At 38.8% G+C, this 12,942-nt stretch carries 10 protein-coding genes; 1 reads left to right on the top strand and 9 read right to left on the bottom strand.

Going from position 1 to position 12,942, the window contains the following annotated elements:
* The 6 genes from BKM32_RS07800 to BKM32_RS07775 all read right to left on the bottom strand — a co-directional run bounded on the left by BKM32_RS07800 (nt 1) and on the right by BKM32_RS07775 (nt 5,880).
* Complete coding sequence (locus BKM32_RS07800; RefSeq protein ID WP_076663333.1) at nt 1–891, bottom strand: energy transducer TonB; 891 nt, start codon at nt 889–891, stop codon at nt 1–3.
* 1 nt (nt 892) lies between these two features.
* Nucleotides 893–1,288 carry a biopolymer transporter ExbD gene (locus tag BKM32_RS07795; RefSeq protein WP_053977322.1) on the bottom strand — a complete coding sequence of 132 codons (396 nt, stop codon included), beginning with the start codon at nt 1,286–1,288 and terminating at the stop codon, nt 893–895.
* A complete protein-coding gene (locus BKM32_RS07790; RefSeq protein WP_053977530.1) occupies nt 1,288–1,980 on the bottom strand; it encodes a MotA/TolQ/ExbB proton channel family protein in 693 nt (230 codons plus the stop codon). The genes BKM32_RS07795 and BKM32_RS07790 overlap by 1 nt, the downstream gene beginning before the upstream one ends.
* A gap of 68 nt (nt 1,981–2,048) precedes the next feature.
* A complete protein-coding gene (nhaD, locus tag BKM32_RS07785; protein ID WP_053977321.1) occupies nt 2,049–3,443 on the bottom strand; it encodes a sodium:proton antiporter NhaD in 1,395 nt (464 codons plus the stop codon).
* A 9-nt stretch (nt 3,444–3,452) separates the two neighbouring features.
* The gene (locus BKM32_RS07780; protein ID WP_076663332.1) at nt 3,453–4,679 is read right to left on the bottom strand and encodes a Glu/Leu/Phe/Val dehydrogenase dimerization domain-containing protein; all 1,227 of its coding nucleotides are present in this window, start codon (nt 4,677–4,679) and stop codon (nt 3,453–3,455) included.
* A gap of 136 nt (nt 4,680–4,815) precedes the next feature.
* Nucleotides 4,816–5,880 carry an anhydro-N-acetylmuramic acid kinase gene (locus BKM32_RS07775; protein ID WP_076663331.1) on the bottom strand — a complete coding sequence of 355 codons (1,065 nt, stop codon included), beginning with the start codon at nt 5,878–5,880 and terminating at the stop codon, nt 4,816–4,818.
* Between the two features lie 92 nt (nt 5,881–5,972).
* Between BKM32_RS07775 and BKM32_RS07770 the strand changes: the two genes are divergently transcribed.
* Nucleotides 5,973–7,115 (top strand): acyl-CoA dehydrogenase, encoded by a 1,143-nt coding sequence (locus BKM32_RS07770; protein ID WP_053977529.1) that lies wholly within the window; start codon nt 5,973–5,975, stop codon nt 7,113–7,115.
* A 69-nt stretch (nt 7,116–7,184) separates the two neighbouring features.
* Here BKM32_RS07770 and BKM32_RS07765 read toward each other — a convergent pair whose 3' ends face one another.
* The 3 genes from BKM32_RS07765 to BKM32_RS07755 form a co-directional block, all read right to left on the bottom strand.
* On the bottom strand, nt 7,185–8,453 hold the full coding sequence (locus BKM32_RS07765) for a polysaccharide lyase family 1 protein (RefSeq protein WP_083702133.1): 1,269 nt from the start codon (nt 8,451–8,453) through the stop codon (nt 7,185–7,187).
* An 85-nt stretch (nt 8,454–8,538) separates the two neighbouring features.
* Nucleotides 8,539–9,519 (bottom strand): T9SS type A sorting domain-containing protein, encoded by a 981-nt coding sequence (locus BKM32_RS07760; protein ID WP_171971851.1) that lies wholly within the window; start codon nt 9,517–9,519, stop codon nt 8,539–8,541.
* A 116-nt stretch (nt 9,520–9,635) separates the two neighbouring features.
* Nucleotides 9,636–12,326 carry a DUF5018 domain-containing protein gene (locus BKM32_RS07755; protein ID WP_076663328.1) on the bottom strand — a complete coding sequence of 897 codons (2,691 nt, stop codon included), beginning with the start codon at nt 12,324–12,326 and terminating at the stop codon, nt 9,636–9,638.
* Between the last annotated feature and the right edge of the window lie 616 nt (nt 12,327–12,942).

Genomic DNA, 12,942 nt, shown 5'->3' with positions numbered 1-12,942 from the left:
CTACTGGGTTACATCAAAATTAATGCTCACAAATCCAACTTGTCTCGCAGGTGCCTTTGGATCTGCAGGCCATTTATGCGATAGGGCAATTTTTTTAGCTGGTTCCAACAAACAAGGATGCGTATTTGTTGTACCTCTAATACCGGGTTCTGCAGCAACTACATTACCGCTTCGGTCCACCTCGATACGTACAACCACCAATCCATATTCATTACAGTCCTGTCTGAATATTTGTTTACTCGGTGTTCCTCGACCTCCCAAACCATAGCCTACGCCACCTTTACCTGGTCCACTACCTCCAAAATAACTTGGGGCATACGGATCTCCATCCAATTGGCCCTTATCTCCAGGTTTTCCATCTGGACCTTCACCTCCAGTTGCTGTTCCTTTGGAATTGCTTACCCCACCAATCAAGGCATCAAGAGCTTGTTTCTTTTTAGCTTCTTCCTGCCTTTTCTTCTCTTCTTCCAAACGCTTTTTCTCGGCTGCTTCACGTTTTTCACGTTCAACACGTTCGGCTTCAGCTTTGGCTTTGGCATCAGCTTCCTTTTTCTTCTTGATGGCAATCGTTTCGGCACTGTCCTCAGTAAGCATATCTTCTGACTTGGAAGCCGTTTCAGCAACTTCCTTAGGTTGCGGCTGCACAGTTTCTTCTGGCTTCACTTCCTCCACAGGTGTTTCCACAGTTTCCTTAGGTGGCGCCAAAGGTTTTGTGGGCTGCACATCACCACTACCCACTGCAGAATTTCCAAAATTAACGGCTACACCGTATTCTTCTGGGGGATCCAAATATTTATGGCCAACTACAAATAACAACAATATCAAAATCACCGTAATCAATGCGGTAATCTTGGCCGAGTTGCGCTCATATTTGGTCTCAAAATATTTCATATTAATTATTCGGTTTTACTGCTAAAATAACCTTGAACTTGTTTCTATTGGCAATGTCCATGACCTTAACCACGTTGTCTACCGGCACAGATTTTTCGGCACGCAACACAACCGTTGGTTTGTCCTGTCCAGCAAGTGCGGAAACCAATTGGTTTTCCAACATACTTTCTCCCACCAATTTTTGGTCTATATAATATCTTAGATCTTTCGTAATGCTAACCGCTACCGATTTCTTGTTTTCGGTTTTTCCACTCGCTTTTGGCAATAAAATGTCAATGGCATTTGTGGTTACCAAGGTAGATGCCAACATGAAAAAGATCAATAACAAGAATACAATATCCGTCATAGACGACATATTGAATTCTGGCGTGACTTTATTTCTTCCTCTTAAATTCATTAGATAGGCTCATTTAAGTGATCCAAGAACTCTAAAGAATTTGCTTCCATTTGGTACACAACCTTATCGGTTTTTACCACTAAATGGTTGTAAGCAATGTATCCAACAATACCAACAATTAACCCCGCAACGGTTGTAGTCATGGCGGTGTATAATCCATCAGCCAATAATTTAATATCAATTTGACCTCCTGAATTTGCAATTTCGAAAATGGATAAAATCATCCCGATAACTGTTCCAAGGAATCCGATCATTGGGGCTGCACCGGAAATTGTTGCTAGAACACTTACATTTTTCTCTAAGCTATAAACTTCCAATCTACCGGCACTTTCAATGGCGGTATTGATATCTTCCAAAGGTTTTCCAATACGGGTAATCCCTTTATTGATCAATCTAGAAACTGGAGTATTTACTTGGGCACATAACATTTGGGCAGAATCAATTTTCCCATTACTAACATGGTCTTTAATTTGATTCATGAAATTGGCATCTATTTTGGAGGCGTCTTTGATGGCGAATAAACGTTCAAAGTAAATGTAAATGGCTAATACCAATAGGATAAGTAAAATTCCTATAATCACTATTCCGGCTGTTCCACCGCTAAAGATCAATTCAATAATTGAAAGTGTTTTTTCAACTGGTTGTTCCTCAGTAAGCAATTCTGCACCTTCTTGTAGGTTAAAAGATAACATCATATTGTAAATTTTGAGATTTAGTGTTAATTATTGTTTTAACGTTCGTTTTCTAACTAAAGTATATGTTATAGTAAAGTTCTTGTTACCATAAATGCTGCCGCTCCTACCAAGAACCCTATAAGTGCTAACCAAGAGATTTTTTTCACGTACCAGAAAAAGTCAATCTTCTCCATTCCCATGGCAACTACACCGGCTGCAGAACCAATGATCAACATACTTCCTCCGGTTCCTGCTGAATAGGCAATAAAATGCCAAAGTTCATTATCCATAGGCTCAGAGAACATTCCCAAACTGGCAGCCACCAACGGTACGTTATCAATAACGGCTGAACCAACACCAATAAGCAATACCACCAAATCGGAAACGCCTTCGTGATGCAACTCAGTACCCAACATAGGCATAGTATGCTGCAAAGATTGTGCAAAACCGAACAAGATCCCTAAAGATTCCATAGCAGCCACGGCCAATAAAATTCCTAAGAAGAATAGAATACTTGGCATTTCAATTCTTGATAAAGAATGGTGAACCGGACTGTGATGTCCTTGGAAGGCTTCGTCATCAGACCCTGAATCCATTAATGTGAATTTGGTATTACTATAGATTTCAGCAAAAATTGCTACCACACCCAAAGCCAACATCATCCCAACATAAGGAGGTAAATGCGTTACTTGCTTAAATACCGGAACGGAAACAATTCCACCTAAACCTAAGTAAAACATAGTACCACTAAATTTAGACTTCGGTCCGTCATCGTCAGATTCTTCATTTTCGATTTTACCTTTGAATGCTGGCAAAAACGATGCTATAAATGTTGGTACCAACATACACAACAATGAAGGCACAAACAGATATGCGAACAAATGTCCTGCAGAAACTTTTTTACCAATCCAAAGCATGGTTGTTGTAACGTCCCCAATTGGTGACCAGGCACCTCCGGCGTTTGCTGCAATAATAATTAAACCTGCAAACCAGATACGTGTGTTTCTATCCTGAATCAATTTCTGCAAAATGGAAATCAATACAATAGTAGCAGTTAAGTTATCAATGATTGCTGATAAGGCAAATGCCATTAAAGAGAAGATCCATAACATGGTCTTTTTGTTCTTGGTCTTGATAAACCCTTTAATGGTTGCGAAGCCATCAAAGTAATCTATAATTTCCACAATGGTCATGGCCCCCAACAAGAACACCAATATTTCAGCCGTTTTTCCCAAATGGTGAAGTAGGGTTTCTTCCATTAAGTGCATTTTTTCCTCATGCTCAAGCATTCCAAAATTTTCCATTAAGGTATGCTGAGCAGAATCAAACCATTGCGGGAAGGCATCAATACCCAACGCAATCAAAGCCCAACTAATAGCCATCATGACCAAAGCAGGGATTAACTTATCAATTTTTAAATTATGCTCTAAGGTTATGGCCAAATAGCCTACTACAAATACTAATACTATTATAGTTTCCATAAGTTAAGTTTATATAAGTTGGCTCAATGCAATTTCAAAAGCAGTAGCACTTATACCAGTTTTTGTATTGTTTTTACTATGTACGTTTTTAATAGCTTCTTTAATAATGTTAGAAGTATCTCCAAAAATGGCATCATCTGTCATTTGCACACGTTGCTCCATAAAATAAGCAAATACCCTAGCCATTCCACAGTTGGAAATAAAGTCAGGAATCAAACTTACTTTACTATCGGTATACTCCATGATTGATCCAAAGAAAATTTCCTTGTCGGCAAATGGCACATTGGCACCACATGAAATCACTTCCAACCCGTTATCGATCATTTGATCAATTTGCTCTTTGGTTACCAATCTTGAGGCGGCACATGGTGTAAAGATTTCAGTTTTTAAGCCCCATACCCTTTCATTCATTTCGGCAAATGGAATCAAGTTTTCTGCTGCTAGATTGTTTCCTTTCTTATTAAGGTATAATTCTGTGATTTCTTCAAATGAAAATCCTTCTTCCTTAATCAAGCCTCCAACAACATCAATAATTCCAACTACTTTAGCACCCATCTGCGATAAATAGAATGCAGCAGCGGCACCAACATTTCCAAAACCTTGTACTACGGCACGTTTTCCTACCACAGACTCATTTTTGATATCATAGAAATGTTTTACAGCTTCAGCAACACCATATCCCGTAATCATGTCTGCAACGGTATATTTTCTTCGTACATCTGGAGAATACACAGGATTTTCGATAACCTTGATTACCCCATGTCTCAATTGCCCAATACGGTTGATTTTATCAGCAATGGTTGGCTTGAAGTGTCCTTCAAAAACCCCTTCTTGTGGATGCCACACACCACTCTCTTCCGTAATAGGAATTACCTCGTGGATTTCATCTACATTCAAATCCCCTCCTGTTCCGTAATAACTTTTCAACAGTGGCGATACGGCTTTGTACCAACGTTCTAAAACGCCTTTTTTTCTAGGATCCTGAGGATCGAAATTAATACCCGACTTGGCGCCTCCAATGGCTGGTCCAGACACGGTGAATTTCACTTCCATAGTTTTGGCAAGTGACAACACCTCGTTCATGTCTAAGCCTTTTCTCATTCTAGTTCCCCCACCTGCGGCACCTCCTCTTAGGGAGTTGATCACTGTCCAGCCTTCGGCTTCTGTTTCGGGGTCTTTCCAATTAAATATTATTTCTGGTTCTTTTGCTTCGTACTTTTGAAGTAAATCTTTCATGTAATGCTATTAATCTCTATTGTATATAATTTGTATCATTCGTGTTTCTTTTAAAAATGATACAATTTCTCGTCGTTTTTCTTGCGCAACAAATATAAAAAACTAAAAATCCTTAAATATCAATTTTAAAATTATTTTACGGATAATACACTTGACCTGAGCTATGGTCATGTCTGGCGCCCGTTACACTGGCTAGACAGTTGGGCTGATTCTCTAGTTTTAGGACTCCCAAAAATCCAAATATGAGGGCTTCTTTATACTCGATAATCGCAGGATTGGGAATGATTATTTTTGCTTCAGTTTTTGATTGAATCCTTTCTATTAAAAATGAATTATAGGCACCTCCACCAGTTGTTAAAACTGTACCTCTAGATTTTGAAGTAAACTCTTTTGCAATTTGAATGGCCGCATGTTCAATAAAAGTACGAAGCACATCCTTTATAGGAAGCTGGGCTGCATCTATCAATGGAAGTATGGAGGTTTCTACCCATTCCAATCCCAAAGACTTCGGGAAATTCTTTTGATAAAATTCAAGCGAATTTAACTGTTCCAAAAGCCCTTCATCCAAATTACCGGAACGGGCAATTTTACCTTCATCGTCATAATCCAAACCTAATTGTCTTACATAATGGTTCAACACAATATTTACTGGACAAATATCATAGGCAATTCTGTTCCCTTTAATATCTGTTGAAATATTGGCGAAACCACCCAAATTAAGACAAAAATCATATTCCGAAAATAATAGAGCATCACCAATTGGCACCAACGGCGCCCCTTGTCCTCCCAATTCCACATCCTGAACACGAAAATCACACACTACCTTATGTTGCAACAATTCTGAAATGATAGGCAAATTTCCTATTTGATAAGTCAACCCCTCACTTGGTTGGTGCAAGGCTGTATGCCCATGAGAGCACACCGCATCCAAAGAAGCTATTTGATGTTTGGAGATAAATTGACCTATTAATCCAACCAAATATTGGGTATAATCTTGGTCTATTTGTGTCAACTCCGCTTTGGAAAAGTCCACCAAACGCTTCAATTTAGCTTCCCAATCCTTGGAATATGCCACTGTTTCAGCCTGATGAATCTTATAACTCCATTTATCATCAAAACGAAAAGTAGCCCAAATCAAATCGACCCCATCTAATGAGGTTCCGGACATCACTCCTATAATTTCATAGTGGTCTTTTGCCATATATGTAAAAATAATTACCCTTATTGAAAAAATCGTAGCAAAATACTATATTTGCTCACATTTTTTAATAATTCAACAATTTATTTTTCATGATAGATTTTAAGCTTACCGAAGAACATCTAATGATTCGCGATGCTGCCCGTGATTTTGCTCAAACAGAATTACTTCCGGGCGTGATAGAACGTGACAACAAACAGGAATTCCCTGATGAGTTGGTCAAAAAAATGGGAGACCTAGGATTTTTAGGAATCATGGTAGATCCTAAATATGGAGGAAGCGGAATGGATGCCATTTCATATGTATTGATTATGGAAGAGCTGTCTAAAATAGACGCTTCTGCTTCTGTAATGGTATCTGTGAACAATTCTTTGGTGTGTTATGGCCTTGAAGCCTATGGTTCTGAAGCCCAAAAAGAAAAATACCTTACCAAATTGGCAACAGGAGAAAATCTTGGCGCGTTTTGTTTAAGCGAACCTGAAGCTGGTAGTGATGCAACCTCTCAATCTACTACTGCTATCGATAAAGGCGACTACTACTTATTGAACGGTACAAAAAACTGGATTACCAATGGTGGTCGTGCCGATGTTTATTTGGTAATTGCCCAAACCGATCGTGAAAAAGGACACAGAGGAATCAATGCTTTTATTGTGGAAAAAGGCATGGAAGGGTTCCACATTGGTCCTAAAGAAGACAAATTGGGTATTAGAGGAAGTGACACGCACACACTTCAATTCAATGATGTAAAAGTTCCAAAAGAAAACAGAATTGGAGAAGATGGTTTCGGATTCAAGTTTGCCATGAAAACCTTATCTGGAGGGCGTATCGGGATTGCTTCCCAAGCTTTAGGGATTGCGTCAGGGGCCTATGAATTGGCCTTGAAATATTCCAAAGAAAGAAAAGCCTTCGGAACTGAAATTTGCAACCACCAAGCTATTGCTTTTAAATTAGCCGATATGGCTACTGAAATTGAAGCTGCGCGTATGTTGGTATTCAGAGCTGCTTGGGACAAGGACCAAGGAAATAACTATGACATGTCTGGTGCCATGGCAAAATTATATGCTTCAAAAGTGGCAATGGAACAAACTGTTGAAGCTGTTCAAATTCACGGTGGAAATGGATTTGTAAAAGAATACCACGTAGAGCGTTTGATGCGTGATGCTAAAATCACCCAGATTTACGAAGGAACTTCAGAAATCCAAAAAATTGTAATTTCTAGAGGTGTCTTGAGAGACTAATCCAAACAATACATACTGAAAAAGTCCAACCGCATGGTTGGACTTTTTTATTGATAAAAACTCTTATTGTTATTTTACCAAACTATTGATGTAAACCTCAATATTGGTATAGACGCTATCCAAACTGAATAACGCAGCATCATTCACTTGAGGATTGAGTCCTTGGTCTTGTTCCCAAATATCGGGCATACCATCTTTGTCTGTATCTTGTAATGGCGGATTTGTTTTTAATTCTGGCCACCCCCCAACTTGTACTTGGGAATCGATAATGCCATTTCCAACAGAAGCGGTACCAGTTTTGGCATCATTCACGATACGTTCATCAACAGCATCTCTCCTCAAACTGGCCCCAGCCTGCTGTAATACCAATTGATAGGCATCCTCGGCCGATTGGGTTTCCACATTTTGATCGATAGGAAACATCTCTTTCGCTTTAGCCTTTTCAACATCGTCACATTGTACTCCTCCATTCCAATTGTTTTTGGTGATTTCAGGAAAACCTTCTATATAGTTTCCGTCTACGAAAAACTTTCCATAGGGTTCATAGGGGTTTACAATTCTATCTTTTTTGGATTTTGGAGTTGCAGGACCAAATTTGAAATAATTGTTTACCATATTATAAGTACCTCGTTCACCTCCATAAATATTATTTTCGCCCCAATTATAGATAACGTTATTTCTAAAATCCACAAATTCATCCGAAAGGTTTTCCGTTGTAGGAGAGCCACTAAAACGAGGGGTTCTACTATTGTTGCTAGCAATTAAATTATGGTGAAAAGACACCTTGGCTCCTCCCCAAATCCCTCCATACCCATGGTTTCCTTTTTCATGGACAGAATGGTTTAAGGCTTCAGACACAATACACCATTGCATAGTAAAATTGTGGTTTTGGTAAAAAGAAGCCACTTCATCGGTCGCCCAACTCATGGAGCAATGATCTAGGATAATATTTTTACGATCTCTTCCCCCAATAGCATCATCTTGAACTTTGTTGACATCCCCCAACCGAAAACGCAAATTTCTCAAAATAACATTATCGGTTTTAATGGCTACAGAATATCCAGCAATAGTGATGCCATCGCCAGGCGATGTTTGGCCAGCAATGGTTACATTACTATTCTTGATTTCCAGCTTTGACTCCAATTGAATGGTTCCTGAAACATCAAATACAATAATCCTGGCTCCTTTTTCCTTGATTGCAGCGCGCAAACTTCCTTCGCCTTGATCGTTAAGATTGGTAACCTTAATTACGTTTCCGCCTCTACCTCCTGTGGTAAAGCGCCCAAATCCTTCGGCTGTTGGAAATGCCAAATTTTGGGACATTCCTATAAAAGGCATAAGCAACCCTATTTTTATAAGGTTGCTTAGCACAAAAGTTTTTGGTGTTATGTTTTTAAATACTTTTTGTAGTCTCAAATTGTAATTATTCTTTTAAAACTTTGAACTGTTGTTCTTGATTTCCGTTTTTATAGTTCACAATATACAAACCTGCAGCCAATTCGCTCATGTTAATTTCAGTTCTCTCCAAATTTCCTTGGGTTTCGATAGATTTTACCAATTTTCCAGAAAGGTTGAACACCTTTATTTGAGAATCACCAATTGAGTTTGGATGGTTTACATATAAAAGATCTTTTGTAGGTACTGGTCCAACCCAAGCACTATTAGTTGCAAAGGAATCTACGCTCAAAACAGCTTCTGGCAATGCCAACTCTGATGGCGAATATGCTCCTGAGCTATCCCATACCACCCAATCAATAGATGCACCATACTCATTCTCTGTGGAAGACCCATCTCCAAAACGGAAGTGACTGTTACTACTAGCCGCTGATAATGGGGTAATAGTCATAATAGGTGTGTCACTTTCATCAACATAAATTAATGTTTGTTCCGCTGTCATGGTAAAGCGATAGGTGTGCCATTCGTCCAGATTAACTCCTAAAGGACCACTTGATGCGCCGTCTGGTCCCGTTCCATTTCTTACTCTTATCGCATTTGCTTCTTCATTATAATTCTTTTGGAAGGACACCCGGGTACGAATATCGTTATAATGCATATCCAAATCTAAAGCAACATCATAAGCGGGATTACCTTTTACCCTCATAACCACTGTTAAATTATCAACGGTTACATCATTATTGGCAAAATTCATTCTCCAGTAAAAAGAAGTTCCTGGGCATTCCATTACTAACAAGTTGTTATTCCCATCATCTGGATCGACAACAATTTGGTTTGAAAAATTAGTTCCAGCACTGGAGGTTTGGAAAGGTGGCTCAAAAGCCTCGGGTAATACATCTGCTTGATAAATAGTCCAGCCTGGTCCAAAAAACATTGGGGAGCTCTTAAATGACATCAATCCTACAACAGGTATGACAATCAATACAAGTTTAAGTAATTGTTTTTTCATAATATTAGTTTTTAAATTAAATATATAACCCATCAAAAGAGAACCTTTCCCTTTCTCAAAAATTACCAACTCTTTAAACTATTCAGGGCTTTATTCAATATTTATACTTTTACAAATTATCCTTTAACAATTCTGAATTGCTGTTGCTTTTGAGCATCTTTATATTGTACCACGTAAAATCCATTGGCCAATGCCGCTAGGTCCAAACGTGTAAGCATACTCATTTCTTCTACTTTTACAGACATCACTATTACACCAGACAAATTGAACACATCAATAGCCCCATTTTTTTGGGCCGAAGCATGCTGCAACACCAAATAATCCTTTACTGGATTGGGATACAACTTAAACAACTGCTCCTCGAGATCCAATACACCAAGGGACTCCGTTTGAAAGAAATCAATAACATCTGCTCCAGCATAAAGAGGAATCAATTCTTCAACAACATCGGCAGGAAATGCTTCATAGTCGTAATAGGAAGAGGGTTCAAAAATTCCTTCAGGATTCAATTCATCAAATTTTACCGAACGTCCTCCTGGGTTCAACATCTCTGGATTGATTTGTGAAGTAATCACAGGAAGTTCACTATCATCATAAGCATTCCCTACTTGCTTCAATGCCGTTGCTGGATAATTTCCCGTTTTAGAAGTAAAAGTGTTATCGGTATTTACACCATAAACAGCTTGAAAATCGGAAACCTTTCTATCGGCGTACATTGGCCAACGCGTATTGAGATAGAAATTATTTTCGGCATATACCTGCGATTGGTTAGAAGCCGCTATACCGTAAAGCGTGATCCCTTCCACCAAATTGTTCAACACGTGTACCTCTCCAAAACGCACTCTTGGGTTTCTGGAATTACTATTGAAATAATGGTTGGCATAAAGAGTGACCTTCAATTTCCCCAAATCTTCCGATCCATTGCTATCGGAATGTCCAATAAGATTGGTCTTCCAACTATTTCTCAAAATATTCCAAGATAAGGTGATATAACTTGCTCCTCCCTTAACGTCAATACCGCCATCAGGATGATCTTGATCTTCTGGTCTTGTATCAGGATGTCCAACTGTACAGTGGTCTACCCATATGTGGTGGGTTTCTGGCTCTCCAATATTGATCCCGTCATCATAATAATCATAAAATGTAAGGTTGCGAATCAATACGTTCCAAGAACGCTTAATGTTTAATCCAAACTTCAAAACCACATTTTGTTCACCAATAATAGTTAAATCTCCTTGCTCTTGAACCGTCAACATATGATTCCCCCAAGCCGAAGAATCGGAAGTTCCTTCTTCGTAAACTCCTTCTGTAAAAACAATAACTTCTGGCGTTGCGGTAACGCCATTGGTTCCCGAAAGTCCTTTGTAGGCCCTATTTCTATAGTATAAATGCCAAGCCAACATGTCAAAATCGTCAGGACCATTCACCCAAAGAGTATCCGCCGCTCCTTGACCACCGCTTACAGGACCATTAAAACTGAAATCGTAGTTTTGATATTCAGTACCTGTATCAACGGAAGCAAATCCCACAGGAATCTCAAAATCCAATTCCACATCTGCTGAAAAAGTAGCCGTCACACTTTTGGAACCATCCATCGTAATGGTTTCTACCAATTCATTGCCGCTTAAGTCTCCGGCCCATCCAGTAAAGGTAGCATCCCAAATAGGCTCCGCAGTAAGGGTTACCACCGTTCCTTCTTCATAAATACCGCCTTCCGGACTTAAAGTCACATTTCCAATTCCTGTAACTGACACATCCAAACTGTAAAAAGGCAATTCCTCAGAAACAGTAATCGTCCAAGTTTTTGTGCTGTTGTCTTGGGCCGTAACGGTATATTCAACTGGACTAGAAAAATCACGAGGTGTATCTGCCGAAGGTGTTATGCCCGAAAAGGGCGAAATTGTCAACGTCAATGGAACAAGGTTAGTAACATCCATAGATTCTGGCACGGTCACTTCAATCGTTCCCGCTTCACTGTCAATGATGGTTTCTCCTATTTGATTTTCGACCAATGTGAAAGCGGTAATGTCCTTTTCACTTGACACCACTTCGGAAACACTTACCAACCATTCTTTAATGGTATTACCATCTTGTGACGTTACTTCATAACTAACATTATTTCCAACTGAAAAATCTCTTGTTGTGTCTACCGAAGGTGAAATAGTTGCTGAAGGAGATATTTCTATCAATTCAGGGACAACTGAGGTCAAATCAAATCCAATAGGAACCGATACACTAATAGTATTGGCATCTGTATCGATTATTTCTTCACCTACCTGACCAGGCAAGTTAAACGTAAGAATGTCCGCTTCTGAAAACAAATCGGCACTAGATTCTATATATAAATCATGAATATGTACTTGCCCACCGCTAGGAGCATTTTCCAAACGAATGGAAGTAGTCCCAGGTGTTTGAAGTACAGGAAAAAGATCTGTAAGCTCATATAGTCCAGTTCCCGACTGCACCACAGAAACATCTCCGGCAATTATATAATCTTCCGAACCCAAATGTTGGTACTTTACGGTAACAGTTCTTGGTGTGCTTCCAGAAGATTTCATTTTAACCAAAAACACCCCACAACTAGACACATCGGCTTGCAAATAACCTCCAGTACTTACCACAAGACGCCCCTCAGAACATTCTGTACAATTGTTAACTGGACCACCAGTTGAAATAGTACCATCAGATGTAATACCTTCGGGCATTTCAGGTTCTTGAAAATTAAAATCAATTAAGGTTTCTTGAGAATAACTGACTTCAGTTGCCAATAGCAATAACACTAATAGGGAAAGTAGTTTTTTAACCATTAGATATGTATTAAATGATTATAGTTGGTTACTTGCATTCAATTTACTCCGATTTGGGTGGTTTAGCTTCAATCAGTTAAACTCCTACCCTGTAACTAGATAAAACAACAAACAATACTGTAATCGATTACACTAATGTAAAAATTAATTATCATATCCACAAAAAAACTGACAGATTTTTACTGATATACACTATTTACAACCTAATGCTTAATAGATAAGCAAACAGTACCTTTATACAACTGGAATCCCAAAGAATATGAGGCAATCAAATAAGTTACCAAACAGAAAGTACAGTGAATTAGTTGAACTTTTCCAATCGATTACATCTTTAAGAATTTTAAATAAAGTATAAACCGAACTCTTAGGAAGTTGAAGACTATATCTGACAATACCCCTATACCCCATACTAGAACATAGGACAATAGCCATGAATATAATGTAAAGTGAAAATATAAATATTACCCTTAACCCAGCTTAAAACAAGTTAACAGAGGCCATTTTATCAGTAAAATAATATATCCGCCATAATTGGTGAAGAGCGTAAAAACAAAAAGCCCCCAGCATTTAATTGCTGGGGGCTTCAAAAAAGGCGACGACCTACTCTCCCACGGGT

This window comes from Mangrovimonas sp. DI 80, from assembly GCF_001975575.1.
GTDB lineage: Bacteria > Bacteroidota > Bacteroidia > Flavobacteriales > Flavobacteriaceae > Mangrovimonas_A > Mangrovimonas_A xylaniphaga.
Note: the sequence above shows the minus strand (reverse complement) of the source record. Positions and strands in the feature narration are given on the sequence as shown.